Source organism: Celeribacter sp. HF31 (genome assembly GCF_011806455.1).
Lineage (GTDB): Bacteria > Pseudomonadota > Alphaproteobacteria > Rhodobacterales > Rhodobacteraceae > Celeribacter.
Map to the genome: position 1 here is coordinate 13,768 of NZ_JAATOT010000005.1, position 16,145 is coordinate 29,912.

Annotated in this window: 15 protein-coding genes and 1 pseudogene; 10 read left to right on the top strand and 6 right to left on the bottom strand. The window is 62.1% G+C overall.

Features of this window, described 5'->3' with window-relative positions; genetic code table 11:
- Positions 1-240: a DUF1127 domain-containing protein gene (locus HCZ23_RS18335; protein WP_167601906.1), complete on the bottom strand. Its 240-nt coding sequence runs from the start codon at positions 238-240 to the stop codon at positions 1-3.
- An 89-nt stretch (positions 241-329) separates the two neighbouring features.
- Between HCZ23_RS18335 and HCZ23_RS11620 the strand changes: the two genes are divergently transcribed.
- The gene (locus tag HCZ23_RS11620; RefSeq protein WP_167601907.1) at positions 330-1,196 is read left to right on the top strand and encodes a LysR substrate-binding domain-containing protein; all 867 of its coding nucleotides are present in this window, start codon (positions 330-332) and stop codon (positions 1,194-1,196) included.
- Between the two features lie 440 nt (positions 1,197-1,636).
- Here the strand turns inward: HCZ23_RS11620 and HCZ23_RS11625 are convergent, their stop codons facing one another.
- Both HCZ23_RS11625 and HCZ23_RS11630 read right to left on the bottom strand, forming a co-directional pair.
- The gene (locus tag HCZ23_RS11625) at positions 1,637-2,998 is read right to left on the bottom strand and encodes a sensor histidine kinase (RefSeq protein WP_167601908.1); all 1,362 of its coding nucleotides are present in this window, start codon (positions 2,996-2,998) and stop codon (positions 1,637-1,639) included.
- Positions 2,995-3,666, bottom strand: a complete 672-nt coding sequence (locus HCZ23_RS11630; protein WP_167601909.1) for a response regulator transcription factor — start codon at positions 3,664-3,666, stop codon at positions 2,995-2,997. The genes HCZ23_RS11625 and HCZ23_RS11630 overlap by 4 nt, the downstream gene beginning before the upstream one ends.
- 148 nt (positions 3,667-3,814) lie before the next feature.
- Here HCZ23_RS11630 and HCZ23_RS11635 point away from each other — a divergent pair, with 148 nt between their 5' ends.
- The 6 genes from HCZ23_RS11635 (at position 3,815) to HCZ23_RS11660 (ending at position 10,080) form a co-directional block, all read left to right on the top strand.
- Positions 3,815-4,891: a tricarboxylate transporter gene (locus HCZ23_RS11635; protein WP_167601910.1), complete on the top strand. Its 1,077-nt coding sequence runs from the start codon at positions 3,815-3,817 to the stop codon at positions 4,889-4,891.
- Between the two features lie 76 nt (positions 4,892-4,967).
- On the top strand, positions 4,968-6,998 hold the full coding sequence (locus tag HCZ23_RS11640) for a tripartite tricarboxylate transporter permease (protein WP_167601911.1): 2,031 nt from the start codon (positions 4,968-4,970) through the stop codon (positions 6,996-6,998).
- Positions 6,999-7,016: 18 nt separating this feature from the next.
- Positions 7,017-8,105: a 4-oxalomesaconate tautomerase gene (locus HCZ23_RS11645; RefSeq protein ID WP_167601912.1), complete on the top strand. Its 1,089-nt coding sequence runs from the start codon at positions 7,017-7,019 to the stop codon at positions 8,103-8,105.
- Position 8,106: 1 nt separating this feature from the next.
- A complete protein-coding gene (locus HCZ23_RS11650; RefSeq protein ID WP_167601913.1) occupies positions 8,107-8,922 on the top strand; it encodes a universal stress protein in 816 nt (271 codons plus the stop codon).
- Between the two features lie 10 nt (positions 8,923-8,932).
- Positions 8,933-9,094: a hypothetical protein gene (locus HCZ23_RS11655; protein ID WP_167601914.1), complete on the top strand. Its 162-nt coding sequence runs from the start codon at positions 8,933-8,935 to the stop codon at positions 9,092-9,094.
- Positions 9,095-9,105: 11 nt separating this feature from the next.
- The gene (locus tag HCZ23_RS11660; RefSeq protein WP_167601915.1) at positions 9,106-10,080 is read left to right on the top strand and encodes a D-2-hydroxyacid dehydrogenase family protein; all 975 of its coding nucleotides are present in this window, start codon (positions 9,106-9,108) and stop codon (positions 10,078-10,080) included.
- Here HCZ23_RS11660 and HCZ23_RS11665 read toward each other — a convergent pair.
- Positions 10,055-11,107, bottom strand: coding sequence for an AbrB family transcriptional regulator (locus HCZ23_RS11665; protein ID WP_167601916.1), 1,053 nt, complete (start codon positions 11,105-11,107; stop codon positions 10,055-10,057). The genes HCZ23_RS11660 and HCZ23_RS11665 overlap by 26 nt on opposite strands.
- Before the next feature lie 82 nt (positions 11,108-11,189).
- Between HCZ23_RS11665 and HCZ23_RS11670 the strand changes: the two genes are divergently transcribed.
- The 3 genes from HCZ23_RS11670 to tcuB are packed head-to-tail and all read left to right on the top strand — an operon-like array spanning position 11,190 to position 14,303.
- Positions 11,190-11,867: a GntR family transcriptional regulator gene (locus HCZ23_RS11670; protein WP_167601917.1), complete on the top strand. Its 678-nt coding sequence runs from the start codon at positions 11,190-11,192 to the stop codon at positions 11,865-11,867.
- Positions 11,864-13,252 carry an FAD-dependent tricarballylate dehydrogenase TcuA gene (gene tcuA, locus HCZ23_RS11675; protein ID WP_167601918.1) on the top strand — a complete coding sequence of 463 codons (1,389 nt, stop codon included), beginning with the start codon at positions 11,864-11,866 and terminating at the stop codon, positions 13,250-13,252. Before HCZ23_RS11670 ends, tcuA begins: the two co-directional genes overlap by 4 nt.
- Positions 13,242-14,303 carry a tricarballylate utilization 4Fe-4S protein TcuB gene (gene tcuB, locus HCZ23_RS11680; protein ID WP_167602229.1) on the top strand — a complete coding sequence of 354 codons (1,062 nt, stop codon included), beginning with the start codon at positions 13,242-13,244 and terminating at the stop codon, positions 14,301-14,303. The genes tcuA and tcuB overlap by 11 nt, the downstream gene beginning before the upstream one ends.
- Positions 14,304-14,772: 469 nt before the next feature.
- On the opposite strand, the pseudogene HCZ23_RS18120 reads toward tcuB, so the two are convergent.
- Positions 14,773-15,099, bottom strand: a pseudogene (locus tag HCZ23_RS18120) (DDE-type integrase/transposase/recombinase); the annotation flags it as partial.
- A 19-nt stretch (positions 15,100-15,118) separates the two neighbouring features.
- Positions 15,119-16,063: a DUF563 domain-containing protein gene (locus HCZ23_RS11685; RefSeq protein WP_167601919.1), complete on the bottom strand. Its 945-nt coding sequence runs from the start codon at positions 16,061-16,063 to the stop codon at positions 15,119-15,121.
- Positions 16,064-16,145: the final 82 nt, after the last annotated feature.

A 16,145-nucleotide genomic window follows, 5' to 3' on the forward strand; every position in this document is an offset into this window, starting at 1 on the left:
TCAGTCGTCCCCACCTTGCCAGAACCAAAGGACACATTCGGCGCGACGCTCCGCTTCGCCGATCCCGATGTCACGCAACGCCTCGGCATCGATACGCGAGAGCTGCGCGCGGGTGTGGGCACGGCGATGCCAGAGTGCGAGGAGCGCCAGGGGTCGGGTGAGGCGAAAGGGCCCGAACTGCGCCGGAGGACGCGGCCTGCCAACGGTTGAGGTGAGCGGAGGGATAGGTGCATGTGACATACGCGCAGGATGTCTGCGACGTGTGGCCTTGACAAACGATGTCTCGGCCGACCTGATGTGAGCTTAAATCACAGTACCGGACCCTTCCCTTGTCGCCCCTGCCGTCGCTCACTGCCCTGCGTACCTTCGAGGCCGCCATTCGCCACGGCCGCATGACCCGAGCGGCCGATGAGCTCGGCGTGACCCATGGAGCCATCAGCCGACAGGTGCGGCTTCTCGAAGAGACATTCGGCACGCAACTGCTGCGGCGGACGCATCAGGGCCTTCTCCCCACCGAGGCGGGTGCCATGCTGGCCGAGCATCTCACCCGCGGCTTTCGCGACATCGAGGCGGGCGTGGCGGCCTTGCGCGACGAGGCGGGCGGCACGCTCGACGTGTCGTGCCTCGGCACCTTCACCATGCGCTGGCTGATCCCGCGGCTCGGGCGGTTCGCCATGGCCCATCCCGGCATCGAGGTGCGACTGATGCAGTCCGACGCCCCCACGGACTTCTCTCGCGGCCGCTACGACGTGGCGATCCGGGTGACGGACCATGCCCTCCCCGAGGACGCGCATGTCACCAGGCTCTTTCCCGAAAGGGTCGGCCCCGTCCTGTCGCCCGGCCTGGCCGAGCGGCTGGACCTGCGGACACCCGCGGACCTCAACCGAGCCCCACGCCTCTGGGCACGCACCCGCCCCGCCGCCTGGGCCGATTGGTGCGACCACGCGGGGCTGGGCCGGCTCGACGGCGGCGCGCCCTATGAGCATTTCTACTTCATGCTGGAGGCCGCCGCGGCCGGCCTCGGCGTCGCCCTCGCCCCCGAGCCCCATGTCGCAGATGACCTCGCCGGAGGCCGCCTCGTCGCGCCCTTCGGGCTCATCCCCTCGGGCCTCGACTACGTCGCCGTCCGGCGCAGAGATGGCCCGCGAAAGGCACGGGTGTTCTGCGATTGGGTCGGAATGGAAGCCGCAGGCTGAAACGCCAGCGGAACTACCGGAGCCGACATTCACGGCACTCGCAGCATCCGGTAGAATGGGCTCAAAGCAGTCAAGCGGCGGCGCGGTTGGCCTTCCGTGTCCGATCGACTCCACTGGTGTCGTTCCGGCCCGGAGTCGACATTCGAGCCGGGCGTGGCGGATGACCGGTTAGCAGCCATTTCCGCCGATCAGCGCGCACCCAGCGCTGGACCCACAAATCTGCCGCCTCCAGTGGCCCTGACATCAGGTAGGTGTGTTTAGATGAGCCGTCACTTTGCTTGGCAATTGTGGCCGCAAAGGAAAGCGTGCCCGTAAGGGCAAGCGCGCTCTCCAAGGAGTTCAGGATCGACGCAGTGGGGTAGGGGACGGAGCGGGACTATTCGGTCAAGGGACTGGCGGAGTGGCTAGGGAGCGATTTGGGATCGAGTGATGCGCGTGTCTCAAGCATGTGTGGCGCGCGGAAACCGAAGGCAAAATGTCGTTCCTACCTCGGTTGGCATAATGTCGACGCGTCCTGCGTGCCTGACCATCACCTTCTCCACGATGGCCAAACCCAATCCGGTCCCTTCGCCGTTCTCCAATTGCGAGAAGCGGCGAAATGCTGTGCCGACTTTGTCCTGTGGAATGCCGACGCCATCATCCTCTACCGTGACCATGACACTCTCTTCATCGGCTGACGTCCCCACGCTGATGGCGGTCATCCCCTCTCCGCCGTGCTTCAGGGCGTTTTCGAGGAGATTGATCAAGGCTTCTCCGACAAGAATCGGGTTGCCGAGGACCGGGAGAGGCTCCTCGGTCGGCGCGAGGGTAAACTCCAAGTCACGTGCAAGGGCCTTGGTGGCGAAGGTGCGGCAGACATCCTCGACAACCGTGTTCAGGTCGAAAGGCTCCGTGGCTGTACTGTTGTCATAGCGAAGCCGCTCCAAGGATAGCAGCTGCTCGGCCAGGCGCGCGGATTTGCGCGCCACGTCGACCAATTGCTCTTCGCACGTCGCACGTTCTGCCGGATCCTGGACACTCGGAAGCGTTTCGGCCAGGGCCAGGATCGCCGCAGCCGGATTGCGCAGCTGATGCGCGGCATCCGAGATAAAGGCCTGGTGCGCCTCGAAGCTGTCCTGCACCTGTCCCAGAAGTCGGTTCAGGGTAGAGACGATGCCAGAGACCTCCTGCGGCACCGGGCGACGGATCGGACCGAGTTCCTCGGGAGAACGCTGTCGGATCGCCGCTTGCAGATCGTTCAGCGGGCGCAGGCCAATCTGCACACCGAACCAGATGATCAGAGCCAGCGCCGCCATCAAACCCGCCATCAACGCGGCGGCGCGAAAGGCCAACGCTTGGGCAAAGGCGCGACGGTCGCTGACTCTCTGCCAGACCGTTACGACCGCGTCGCCCGTCAATGTGCCGATGGTGCGGTTTTCGATCATGCGCAAGACGCGCATTTCTTCGCCGCGATAGTCGGCGAAATAGTAGAACGGCATATTTCGCGCGATGGGCACTTCGGGACGTGGCGGATAGGCGTAGCCCGTCACATAAATACCGCCCGGTCCGGTGACGTGATAAAACAACTCACCGCCCCCGGCATCCGAAATGACCTGCCGGGTGCTGGGCGACAGCGCATCGCCTTCGGAGATCGCCACATCGCGCGAAATCGCCAGGGCGGCGGAGAGGAGTGAGCGATCGAACAGCTCCTCAGACGTCCGTTGTGCCACCTCGAACCGCCACCACCCCAGAAGGATCGAGACCAAAAACAGCGGCGGCAGGATCACGAGGAACAGGCGCAACCGGAGAGATCTGGCTCTCATTGGGCGTCGACCTCAAGCATATACCCCAGCCCGCGCGCGGTCTTGATCCTGAGCCCGAAAGGGTCCAGCCGCTTGCGCAGTCGCGAGACATGCGGCTCGATGGCGCTTTCTTCGGCGTCTGAGCCGGTGCCGTAGACATGGGTGATGAGCTGGGCCTTGGACACAATCCGGCCCCGCCGTTCCAACAGGCATTCCAGCGTCGAGATTTCCTTGCGCGGGATGTCGAGCGGGCGGTCACCCTGCATCAGTTGGCGAGAGGTCCGGTCGAACACCAGCGGCCCAAGTGTGTCGCGTGCCGTGAACTCAAGGTTCTTGCGCCGGGCCATGGCGCGCAGCCGTGCCTCAAGCTCGTCCATGTCGAAGGGTTTCGTCAGGTAATCGTCCGCCCCCGCATCGAGCCCCGCGACCCGCTCCGCCGTTTCGGACCGTGCGGTCAGGAGGATCACCGGCGTGCCGTCGCCCCGTCGCCGCAGGGCGCGCAACACGTCGATCCCATCCATGCCCGGTAGGTTCAGGTCCAGCACCACAAGATCCGCACCCTCCTGTGACAGGAATTCGTTCGCCTCGCGCCCATTGTGCAACAGGTCAACCGCGTGGCCTCGATCCCGCAGACGGACCGCAATTCCCTGGGCCAATGCTTCGTTGTCTTCGATCACCGCAATGCGCATGCTTCAATCTTTGTCATGATGCGCAAGTTTCGCGCAAGGTTGAGTCGGCATGATGCCTCTGTTGGAGGAGGGAATCATTCCCTTTAAATGAGAGTACATGGAACTCCGGGGCTTTGTCCCGGTGCGACAGGTTTACGGGAGGAAACCAATGACTATCAAGCAACTTGCAACCTCGGTTGCGGCAGCCGCACTTCTGGCATCCCCGGCGCTGGCCGAGGTCGACTTTTCTGGCAAAACGATCGAATGGGTGATCCCGTTCTCGGAAACCGGCGGATCGGCGAAATGGGCGAACTTCTTTGCCCCCCTGTTGTCCCAAGAATTGCCCGGCAACCCGACCGTCGTGGTGAAATTCATGCCGGGTGCCGGCTCTACCAAAGGCGCGAACTGGTTTCAGGAACAAGAATACGAAGATGGCACGGTGTTGTTCGGCACCTCTGGCTCGACCCAATTTCCGTACCTTCTGGGCGATCCGCGCGTCCGTTACGAATACTCGGACTGGACCCCGGTCATGGCCTCGGGCACTGGCGGCGTCGCTTACCTGAACCCCACAGACGGCGCGAAATTCGATGGCTCGGCCAATGCGCTGAAGGACATTGATTTCATCTACGGCTCGCAAGGCGCGACGCGTCTCGATCTTGTGCCGCTCTTGGCATGGGAAATGCTTGGCATGAATGTCGAGCCGGTCTTTGGCATCAAGGGCCGCGGTGATGGCCGCCTGATGTTCGAGCGTGGCGAGGCCACCATCGACTACCAGACCTCTTCGGCCTATCTCGGCGCCTCCGCCGAGCTGGTCACGCAGGGCAAAGCTGTGCCGATGATGACATGGGGCGCTTTGGACACCGACGGTAACATCGTGCGGGATCCGACCTTCCCCGAGATTGCGACCTTCAAGGAAGTCTGCGAAGCGACCGAGGGGTGCGAGACTTCGGGCGAGGCGTGGGATGCATGGAAAGCCTTCTTCGTGGCCGGTTTCCCGGTGCAGAAAATCGCCTTCCTGCCCGCAGGCACCCCGGATGACGTGGCACAGACCTTTTCTGATGCGTTTGACGCGGTGCGCAAACGCGACGATTTCGCCACCCTCGCCGCAAAGCAGGTTGGCAAGTATGAGGTCTTCGTCGGCGAAGGCGCGCTGAAGGCCACCAAAACTGGCACAACCGTATCGCCGGAGGCAAAAGCCTACGTGCAGAACTGGTTGCAAGACTCCTACGGCGTGTCGCTGAAATAAGCGACCCCGTGCGGCCCCCGCCGGATCGGCGCGGGGCTGCCCCATACCCCACAACTTCAAATCGAAAGCCGGTGCAATGGATCTATTTGCCACCGCCCTGCCTGCGCTTGGTCAGGCATGGGCCCTCATTCTGCAACCTGATGTCTTGGGACACCTCGTACTCGGCGTGGTGATGGGCCTTGCCGTCGGCGTCTTTCCCGGCCTCGGCGGCATTGCCGGACTTTCGTTGCTCTTACCTTTCATGTTCGGCATGGACCCGATTTTGGGGCTCGCGCTGATGGTCGGCATGGTCGCCGTGGTGCCGACCTCGGACACGTTTGCCTCTGTCCTCATGGGCATTCCCGGGTCGTCCGCGTCACAGGCCACCGTGCTCGACGGCTTCCCCTTGGCCAAGAAAGGCCAAGCGGCTCGCGCGCTCTCTGCGGCGTTCACCTCGTCCCTCTTTGGCGGATTGGTGGGGGCGGCCTTCCTGACGTTGTTCATCGTTGTGGCGCGGCCGCTTGTGCTGGCCTTTGGTCTGCCGGAAATGCTGATGATCTCGGTCCTCGGCCTGTCCATGGTCGCTGTCCTTGCTGGGCGCGTCGCGCTCAAAGGTCTTGCGGCGGCGGGCCTCGGTATGTTGATCGGCACCATCGGTGAGGCCGATGCGGGCGGCTCGCTGCGCATGGCGTCCTATGACATCCCTTACCTGACAGACGGGCTGAAGCTTGTGATCGTCGGTCTCGGCATCTTTGCGGTGCCAGAGATTGTTTCGCTGCTGCGCCAGGACCGTTCCATCGCCAAGGACGCCAAGCTGGGTGCAGGCTGGGGCGAAGGCGTGAAAGACTGGGTCGCCAATAAATGGCTCTCGGTCCGCTGTTCGCTGATCGGCGTCGTTGTCGGCGTGATCCCCGGTCTCGGTGGCTCGGTCGTCGACTGGATCGCCTATGGCCACGCTGTCCAGACCACCAAGGACAAATCGCAATTCGGCAAAGGTGAAATCCGCGGCGTGATCGGGCCGGAAAGCTCCAACAACGCCAAAGAAGGCGGCGGCCTCGTGCCGACCCTGCTGTTCGGCATTCCCGGCTCTGGTTCCATGGCGATCTTCATCGGCGCCATCGCGCTTCTGGGGTCGGGCGACATCGAAGTTGGACCGTCGATGCTGCGCGATAACCTCGACATCACCTATTCGATCGTCTGGTTGTTGGCGCTGGCCAACGTCGTGGGCACCGTGTTGTGCATCGCTGCCTCAGGTGGCATTGCCAAGCTGACAACGATCCGCTTCACCTATCTCGCGCCCTTCCTGTTCATGCTGATCTCCTTCGCGGCGTTTCAGTCTGGGCAGAATTTCGAGGATATTCTTGCGCTCTTCGTGATCGGCCTGATCGGCATCTTCCTGCGCCGTTTCGACTGGTCGCGCCCGGCCTTCCTGATCGGCTTCGTACTGTCCAACCCGGTTGAGAAGTTCTCGAACCAAGCGTTCCAGATCGCATCCTTCCGCTTCCGCAGCTCGTTCTCGGACGGCATGGATTACATCTTCTCGCCCATCGTGATCGTGCTCTTGATCATCACCGTGGTTTCGGTCGTGCTCGGCCTGCGCCAAGCGAAATCCATCATGGCCGAGGGCGACGTTCAGTCCGGCTCCAAGCGTGCACCGATTGTCTTTCTTTTGGTCCTCATGGCCTACGTGGTCACCGCGCTGATCAATGCGAACATGATCCCGGACTACAACATGACGGACAAAATCGTGCCGCTTATCGTCGGTGGCGTCACCGTGACGGCCCTGTTGATCTTGTTGGCGCAGATGATCCTGCGGCCTGAGACCGACACCATCTTTGCAGACAAGGAAATGGCAGGCGAGGATGCCGACGCGCCCTATGGCCTCTGGTCGACGCTGGCGTGGTTTGCGGGCCTGATCGCGGCGACCTATGTGCTTGGCTTCATTCTGGCGCTGACCGGTTTCCTCGTGTCCTTCCTGCGGGTGCGTGCGCAGGCGCCGTGGCTCAAGACGCTGATCCTGACCGCTGCAGGCATCGCACTGATGTGCGTCATGGCCGGTGCGCTGAACCGCGATTTCCCGCCGGGCCTTCTGCAGGGCGTTGTCGATCTGCCCTGGCCCCTGAAATAATCCAACGGAGTGAAGGACATGACACAGACAGGCATTCCCTTCGTCTTTATGCGTGGCGGCACCTCGCGTGGACCGTATTTCAACAGCAAGGACCTGCCGCAGGATCGCGAGACCCTGACCGAAGTTCTGCTTTCCGTCATTGGCTCTGGCCATGCGATCAACATCGACGGCATCGGCGGCGGCGTGGCGGTGACCACCAAGGTCGCCATGCTGTCGCCCTCAGATGATGACTGGGCCGACGTGGATTACTTTTTCGCGCAGGTCTCTGTCGAGGATCGGCTGGTGGATTTCAAACCCACCTGCGGTAATATCCTCTCGGGTGTCGGCCCTGCGGCGGTCGAGATGGGGCTGGTCACGCCCTCCGGCGACGAGACCGAAGTCAAGATCCGCGCTGTCAACACAGGCGCGCGGGTGTTGGCTCGGGTTCAGACGCCGCAGGGGGCGCTACGCTACGACGGGGACACCGCGATTGCGGGCGTGCCGGGAACCGCAGCCCCGATCGCGCTGAGCTTCATGGGCGTTGTGGGATCCTCGACGGGGGCGTTCCTGCCAACCGGCAATCTGCGCGACACGTTTGAGGGGGTCGAGGTCACCTGCATGGATGTCGCCATGCCGATGGTCATCGCCCGCGCCGCCGATTTCGGGCTGACCGGGTATGAAACCGTTCAGGAGCTGGATGACAATCGCGACTTCTTTGCGCGGATGGAGGCCGTCCGACGTCAGGCAGGGGCGGCTATGGGCATGGGGGACGTGTCGCAATCCGTGACGCCGAAATTCGGTCTGCTCGCCCCGGCCCGCGACGGCGGCACCATTGCAACGCGCTATTTCATGCCTTGGACCACGCATCCGTCCATGGCGGTCACGGGCTCGCAATGCCTTGCGTCTTGCGCGTTGACACCGGGGACCGTGGCGGACGGGCTGCTTGAGCGCCCGACCACCAGCCCCGCGAATGTCGTGCTGGAACATGCCTCAGGCACCATCGAGGTGCTGGTGGATTTCGAAATGAACAATCACTTCACGCTGAATTCCGCCGGACTGGTGCGAACAGCGCGCAAACTTGCGGATGGGCTGATCTACGTGCCGTCCGCCGTATGGAAGGGGCACTGACATGCCGATGATGAACCTCCTCGTGGCCTTCAACGGGTCTGACGGCTCGGTGGCTGCGCTGCGTTATGCGGCGTCGATGGCAAGCCGGCTGGGCGCGCATGTCACCGCCATGATGGCCCACACCACCCATGAGGTGATCGACAAACGCTCACGTTGGATTTCGAAAGAAGCCCGCGCTTTGCTCGAAGCTGCCAACACCGGCATCCTGAGCGAGATCGAAGAGCGGTTTGAGGCAGAGCGCAAGGCGCTGGGGCTTACCAATGTGTTGCAACTGAAAGAGGTTTCTGGCCGCGTCGACAAAGTCCTGTCGGAGGCCGCGCGCCACTACGACATGCTGATCGTCGGCTCCCGTTCGGACGACGATGACGAACACGTCACGCTACACCCCGACCGCATCGCACTCCTGTCGGGCCGTCCCGTCATCGTGGTGCCTGCGGGATACGATGCCGGAGCCACGCACAGCCATGCGGCCCTGGCCTGGGACGGCGGGCGCGCTGCTGCGCGGGCGCTCTCGGACAGTCTGCGCCTGCTCGAAGATGATGGTCGCGTCAGCGTGCTCACCGTCGGGCCGCGCAACGCCTGGCCCATCGACGATCTGATGCTGCATCTGTCCCGTCACGGGGTCGAGGCGATCCATGAAAATTGGCCTGAAACGCATCCCGTGGCTGACACTTTGCTTGCGTGGTGCAAGAAACATGACCCCTCGCTCTTGGCGATCGGTGCCTACGAGCATTCGAAGTTTCGAGAGGATTTTTTGGGTGGTGTGACCACCAACATTCTGTCGCGCAGCACCATCCCTGTTCTACTCTCTCACTGAGGCCCCAACCATGAGTGATTACGAAAAACTTGCCCGTGCCCGTCGCGATCTCGAAGAGACGCGCAACGACCTGTCGCAACGTATTGCCGAAGATTCTCCGGACAAGGCGGACCTGATCCTCTTGCACGAACGGGTTTGTCGCGCGATCAAGGCGCTTTCGGGCAACTTCTGAAAGGCCAAGGCATGAAGGTCCATATCCTCGACGACTGGTTCGATACCCTAGGGGAACTGCCATGTTTTCGGCTGCTCGAGGGACATGATGTCACCGTATGGACCGATCATGAACCTGATCCTGCATCGCTGGCCGCGCGGCTTGCCGATGCGGACTGCGTCGTGCTGTTCCGGGAGCGCACCCGCGTCACCCGCGATCTTCTGGAGCGGCTGCCGAACCTGCGGCTGATCTCGCAGCGCGGGGCCTGGCCGCATGTGGATGTGGACGCCTGCACGGACGCGGGCGTTTTGCTCTGTTCGAACAAGGGAGCGGATGGGGCGAATTACGCCGCCGCCGAGCTGACCTTTGCGCTGATCCTTGCCGCCATGCGCCAGCTGCCGCAGCAGATGGCCAGCGTCAAGGCCGGCGCGTGGCAGATGGGTGTCGGCCGCACTCTGCGCGGTCGCACGCTCGGCCTTTATGGCTATGGGCGCATCGGGCGCGTGGTGGCCGATTATGCCCGCGCCTTTGGGATGAATGTTGTCTGGTGGTCCTCGGAGGCGGGGCGCGACCGGGCAGAGGCCAATGGCGAGGTCGTTGCGACGAGCCGCGCGGCCTTTTTTGCCGACAGTGACGTGGTCTCCTTGCATTTGCGGCTGACGCCGGAGACACGCGGGATCGTCACCACAGAGGATTTGGCCTGCATGGGGCCGAAATCCGTTTTGGTGAACACCTCACGCGCGGGTCTGATCGCTCCCGGCGCCCTGTTGGAGGGGCTGAATGCGGGCCGCCCCGGCCTGGCCGCCATCGACGTTTTCGACACCGAGCCGATGAAAGACCCGGCCGATCTGCTTCTGGCGCATCCGAATCTGATCGCCACGCCTCATATCGGTTTCGTGACCGAAGACGAATTCGACAAGCAGTTCTCCGACATCTTTGCACAGGTGAACGCCTACGCCGAAGGCGCGCCGATCCATATGGTCAATCCTTCCGTCTACGGGCAATAAGCCCGGCCATCACCGGCGCACCGACGATCACGATCACGATACGCGTCAGGTGGTGGGTGATGACAAAGCCGAGGTCCGCACCGGTGACGATGGCCAACACTGTCATCTCGGCCTGGCCGCCCGGCGCGAAGGCCAGAAAAGCGGGCACTGGATCGCCCAGCCCGAGTAACGTCACCAACCCGGAAAACCCGGCAGCCAGCACCGCCAGAACCAGCACATATGCGACGCCTGCCGCGACCACGCGGGTCAACTCGCGCCAGGTGACGCCGAGAAAATGGACGCCGATACCGCAGCCGATAAAGAACTGCGCCGTCAGGATCGCCTCTGCGGGCGGGCGGAAATGCACGACACCCGAGAGAGACAAAGCCGCAGTGACAATCATCGGCCCGAGGATCGACGCCCCGAAGAGGCCCAGCCGCTCCCCGCCTTTCCAGCCGATGATAGCGGCGGCGACCATGATCAGCAGTTCGGACCACGGCAGGTCGGCCACGGGCGCACCGATGGGATTGGTCAGAGCGGCACCGTAGAAATGGCTGAGGATAAAAGGCGCGAGTGTCACGATGATCAGTACCCTTGTCGCATGGATCAATGACAGTGCGCGGGGGTTTCCTCCCGCCTCGGTGCCGAAGATCACCATATCCTGAAGCCCGCCGGGCATGGCGGCGTAATAGGCTGTCGGCGCATCGAATCCCCAGAGCTTCCGAAAGAACGGCACGCCGACAAGCGCGATCAAGGCGATGAAGATCGGGATCAGCGCCACCGAAAGCGCCATACGCGGCAGATGCGCCACCACCTCTGGCGTGATCGACGCGCCCACCGCGACCCCAAGGATGGTGCGTGCGGCGACCGAGATCTGCCCGAAGCCTTTCAGTGGCAGATGCGCCAATGCGCCCGCGAGGCAAAAGGTCATGGGGCCGAAGAGGAATGGCAAGGGCAGGCCGAGCGACCAAAACAGTGCTGTGCCCGCAGCCGCGAGTCCGAAGGTCAGCGCACGACGTGCGTGCGGATGAGAAAGATGTTTGCGCAAACCGACCTCCTACACGTCTTGACGTATATTGTGTACACTTGTATCCACTCGGATACAAGATTGAATCAGAGGCTCGACACCCATGGACGACGACAGCGCCCCACAGGGCAACGGTGCGTATCTGCGCCTGCTGACCGAACTGCGCGAAGGGCGGCTCAACCCCGGAGACCGACTGCGTGAAACCGAACTGGCGGAGCGGCTCGGTGTGTCGCGCACCCCCGTTCGGGAGGCCATCCGCCAGCTCGAGGCCGACGGGATCGTCACCCACGTCCCGCGCCAGGGCGCCACGATCCGCAGGCTCGATTACGCCGAGGTCATGGAACTCTACGAGATGCGCGCCGTCCTCGAAGGCACCGCTGCGCGGCTCGCCGCCCGCGCCGCCTCGGACATCGAAATCGAAGAACTTTTCGAGATGAATCAGCAGATGGCCGCATTGGGGAATGCGCCCGAGGCCTTTATCCTGAACCGGCAATTCCACGCGGCCTTGCTGGATGCGGCCAAGAACCGCTTTCTCACCCGGTCCATCCACGCGTTGCAAAAGGCGTTGATGATCCTTGGTCCAACAACCCTGACCGAACCAGACCGCGCCACGAAGGCCGTTGAAGAACATTTCGGCATTCTCGACGCGATCAAGGCGCGCGATGGCACATTGGCGGAAGCCGCCATGCGGGCACATATCGAGGCCGCCCAGCGGGTTCGTGTACGCGACCTGCGCGCCAGCAGCCATAACCCCCCTAGCTACGATGGAGACTTGCTTTGACCTCTCCCGACATCGCCATTATCGGCGGCGGAAACGCGGCGCTTTGCGCGGCCATCACGGCCGCCGAGGCAGGTGCGCGCGTCCTGATCCTCGAGACCGCGCCCAAATCCTATCGCGGCGGCAACTCCCGCCACACCCGCAACTTTCGCTGTATGCACCATGGCCCGCTCGGCCCGCTGGTCGACAGCTACACCGAAGAGGAATACCTTGCCGACCTGATGAAGGTCACCGGCGGCAAGACCGACGAAGGGTTGGCGCGACTGGCCATCCGTACGTCCGAAGAATGCCTGCCGTGGATGGAAGAACACGGCGTCCGCTTTCAGCCGTCGCTCTCGGGGACGCTGTCACTGGCGCGGACGAATGCCTTTTTCCTTGGTGGTGGCAAAAGCCTTGTGAACGCTTATTACCGCACGGCTGAAAAGCTGGGTGTGCAGGTCGAATACGAAGCCGCCGTCACGCATCTGGAACTGGACGAAGATCGCGTCACCCGCATCGACTACACTCAGAACGGTCAGACGCATACGATCGCGCCGAAATCCGTGGTCGTCGCCTCTGGCGGCTTTCAGGCCGATACCGACTGGCTTGCCCGTGCCTGGGGACCGGCGGCAAAGAATTTCCTGATCCGCGGCACGCCCTATAACCGTGGGGTCGTTCTGGCCGATCTTCTGGATCAGGGGATCGAACAGGTCGGCGACCCGACCCAGTGTCACGCCGTCGCCATCGACGGGCGCGCGCCGAAATTCGACGGTGGTATTGTCACGCGACTGGACTGCGTGCCGTTTTCCATCGTGGTGAACAAGGACGCCCAACGGTTCTACGACGAGGGCGAGGACGTTTGGCCCAAGCGCTACGCCATCTGGGGGCGCCTTGTCGCGGCGCAGCCCGATCAGGTGGGATACGTGATCATCGACGCCAAGTCGCTGGAACTGTTCATGCCGTCTGTTTTCCCGCCGATCAAGGCGGACACGCTGGAGGAACTGGCCGACAAGATGGGCTTGCCCGCCGACGCGCTGGTGCAAACCGTGAGTGAGTTCAACGATGCCTGCGGCGATACCTCCAATTTTCACCCGACAGAGCTCGATGGCGTCACCACCACGGGCCTCACCCCGGCCAAGACGAACTGGGCCCGCCCGATCACTGAACCGCCGTTCTATGGCTACTCGCTGCGCACTGGCGTGACGTTTACCTATCTCGGCCTGAAGGTCGACGAGCATGCACAATGCTCCATCGGCAACCGCCCCGTCACAAACCTCTGGGCGGCGGGCGAAACCATGGCCGGGTCGATCCTCGGCCAAGGCTATCTCGCCGGATTCGGCATGACCATTGGAACCGTCTTTGGACGCATCGCAGGCAAGGAGGCCGCGGCCCATGCAAATGCAAACTGATTTTCTGGAAGAGGCCCGCCGTCAGGCCGAGATTTGCAACGCCTGTCGGTATTGCGAGGGCTATTGTTCCGTCTTCCCCGCCCTGCACGCCGAACGCGCGTTCAGCGATGGGGATCTGACGCAACTGGCGAACCTCTGTCACAATTGCCGGGGCTGCTACTACGCTTGCCAATACACCGCGCCGCATGAATTCGACTTGAACCTGCCGCAGGCGCTGGCGAACGTGCGCCAGGACAGCTGGGAAGAGCTTGCCTTTCCCCGCGCCGCAGGGAAGGCGTTTCAGAAAAACGGTGTGCTGATTGCCATCGCGGCCGTCATCGGCTTTGCCCTGTTGTTCTGGGCCGCTCGCGCCCTGAGTTCTGCCGGAGGCGAGGGCTTCTATGCCGTTCTTTCGCACAATGCGATGGTGGCGATCTTCTTGCCGGCTTTCCTGTTCCCGCTGTTCAGTATCGCGGTCAGCTTGCGCCGCTACTGGCGGCACATCGGGGCCGGTCCCTTCCGCCCCGCGCATCTGTTCGAGGCGTTCCGGCAGGCCGCCAATATGAAGGACCTCAAGGGCGGGCACGGCGACGGCTGCAATTTCGAGGATGAGGACCGCTTTACCCACGCCCGGCGCGCGGTGCATCAGGCGATAATGTACGGCTTTCTGTTGTGTTTTGCCTCCACCAGTGTCGCGACCGTGATGCACTACGTGTTCGACATGCCCGCGCCCTATGGGCTTTTGTCGCTGCCCAAATTGCTGGGCGTTTCCGGCGGTCTTTTGCTTGTGGTGGGCTGCATCGAGATGATCCGCCTGAAGCTGCGTTCGGACCGGTCCTTGGGCGCAACTGCCGCCTTTGGCGGAGAGGTGGCCTTTGTCGGATTGCTGGGCTTTGTCGGCTTCAGTGGACTTGCACTCTACGCGCTGGGTCAAACGACGGTCATGCCGACCCTCCTTGCGATCCATCTCGGCGCCGTTCTCGCGTTCTTCCTGCTAACGCCCTTCACCAAAATGGCGCATGGGTTCTACAGGTTGACCGCTCTGACGGCTGAGGCCGGTCGAAAAGGCTGAGGTGACGTCCGACAATTCTCGAGAGCGAAACGTCAGCGTTTCATGCTTTGCGGACATTCGTGATCCTTGCAGCGAATGTCCGGTTTCCGCCGTTGGTGTCGATCGAGCGGGCGCCGGTCTTGGTTCTCGCCCGAATGTCCGCTTCCATGGTGCGGCTTGGGCGCTTTCGCAAGTGCAGAGAATGACCGCAATCTGCCCTTCGTGCAGGCGCTCTGTGTCATGCTGCGCCAGCAACGAAGGTCGCAGAAGGGCTGGGAGCAGCCATTGTTGTTAAGTGTTAAAGAGGTCAGTTCACACTTCTCGTTCGCACGTGAACTAAACCGCAGCCGCAAGGGTGGGTAGGTTGCGACGGTTGTCTGCTCCCGCAACCAAGGTCGAATAATCCACACTCCCCCCCAAAAAACCATATCAACAAGGTCTTGCCTTAAAACCTCAATAAAGAGAAGATCAAGGCAGGTTGGGGCTGTGGAATGGCCTGTTCCAAGGCATCAAGCACAATTCCAGCATGGGCGGACCTCCTGACCCGCCAGCCAACGATGCGCCGGGCAAAATGTATCGACCACGAAAACCACATAGACGCCCCCTTGCCTGGTCGCCACACAGGTGAGGTCTCTGACCCTGAGTATGTTCGGTGCCGGGCCTTGATTTGCCTGTTCACCTTGTCCAGTGGCACGGTTGTTTTTGTCAGGGATCGTCGTTTATGCGGCTTGCCCCGAATGGCGCCCTGCGCGCCCAAATCCTTCATCAACCGGGCTAACTCGCATCGGGCCATATCAAAACCCTCCCGCCGCAGCTGACTGCACCGCTCACGTTCTTCACTTGAAAAGGCTGCGCTCAACATAGTCCGCAGGCAGCCGCCGTTTCTTGCGGCCGAGAAAACGGCTCATTCCCGCGCCTCCCGCATGAATGTAGTCTTGTTCTCTCAGGCGACAGATCTGCCGTTGAAGCCCCAAATTCCACCCCAAAAGCATGACTTTTTCTACGGAGCGTGCATAAAGCGACCAGTGCAGGGCGGAGCCATTCAGGCCGGCGATGACACGGGCACGGGAGACGAGATCAAGCTGCTCCGCGATGGTCATGTTTTCCGGGTACACAATTGTGAAGCCGTGACGCTTGAACATGGTTTCAAGCTCCGCCTCCTCAAGCCCGGCGCGTTGGACATTATTCACAAGTTTGCCGCGGCTGAAATAAATGTCGAGATCAGGCGTCGTCTTGGACAGGGACAGTTGTTTGTCTAACACCTCTGCGACAAAGGGAGCGTATTGGTATTTCTTCACGAAGGCAGGCCGTGGCAGATAGAGATTTTCAATGGCGACGGGAGTGTCGACCAAATGAAACCGCTGGCAGTCGAGCCCGAGAAGGCCCAGGAAATAGGTGATGTAAGACGGCAGAGCGTTGAAGTCTTCGTGCGCACTCAGGGATTGGAAATAGATGGGACGCGGATCGTCGGGCCCCAGCTCATTGCAAATCGTCGCCAGGTTCGGCAGCGTTTCCGTGATGAAATGACCGAAATGGGAAAACCACACGCCGCCGTAGATCGCATCGGAAACATCATAGGCCTCAGTCATCGCGGAAATCCGGCTTTTGGGCACGAGTTGCGTGCTACGACTTGAGCCCAACACATGCCAGCCACGCAAACGCCGACCGTCGTCGTGGTACAGACCGCCATCGACCCAACCGACGCTGTTGCGATCAAAAGGGCGAATGCGGATGTTGTGTTCGATGCGGGGAAATCCGTTGAACTGCTGCGTGTGGGTCATGTTTCGGGCTTTTTAGGCTAAATGTTTTGTCTTGAACGATGCTCAGCCGGAGGTGAGCTCTTTTGCTTCATGGCTGTGGTGC

Excerpts from the sequence above, each read along its gene's own strand:
- HCZ23_RS18335 (WP_167601906.1), bottom strand. The coding sequence starts at position 240 with ATGTCACATGCACCTATCCCTCCGCTCACCTCAACCGTTGGCAGGCCG.
- HCZ23_RS11625 (WP_167601908.1), bottom strand. The coding sequence starts at position 2,998 with ATGAGAGCCAGATCTCTCCGGTTGCGCCTGTTCCTCGTGATCCTGCCG.
- HCZ23_RS11630 (WP_167601909.1), bottom strand. The coding sequence starts at position 3,666 with ATGCGCATTGCGGTGATCGAAGACAACGAAGCATTGGCCCAGGGAATT.
- HCZ23_RS11635 (WP_167601910.1), top strand. The coding sequence starts at position 3,815 with ATGACTATCAAGCAACTTGCAACCTCGGTTGCGGCAGCCGCACTTCTG.
- HCZ23_RS11640 (WP_167601911.1), top strand. The coding sequence starts at position 4,968 with ATGGATCTATTTGCCACCGCCCTGCCTGCGCTTGGTCAGGCATGGGCC.
- HCZ23_RS11645 (WP_167601912.1), top strand. The coding sequence starts at position 7,017 with ATGACACAGACAGGCATTCCCTTCGTCTTTATGCGTGGCGGCACCTCG.
- HCZ23_RS11650 (WP_167601913.1), top strand. The coding sequence starts at position 8,107 with ATGCCGATGATGAACCTCCTCGTGGCCTTCAACGGGTCTGACGGCTCG.
- HCZ23_RS11655 (WP_167601914.1), top strand. The coding sequence starts at position 8,933 with ATGAGTGATTACGAAAAACTTGCCCGTGCCCGTCGCGATCTCGAAGAG.
- HCZ23_RS11660 (WP_167601915.1), top strand. The coding sequence starts at position 9,106 with ATGAAGGTCCATATCCTCGACGACTGGTTCGATACCCTAGGGGAACTG.
- HCZ23_RS11670 (WP_167601917.1), top strand. The coding sequence starts at position 11,190 with ATGGACGACGACAGCGCCCCACAGGGCAACGGTGCGTATCTGCGCCTG.
- tcuB (WP_167602229.1), top strand. The coding sequence starts at position 13,242 with ATGCAAACTGATTTTCTGGAAGAGGCCCGCCGTCAGGCCGAGATTTGC.
- HCZ23_RS11685 (WP_167601919.1), bottom strand. The coding sequence starts at position 16,063 with ATGACCCACACGCAGCAGTTCAACGGATTTCCCCGCATCGAACACAAC.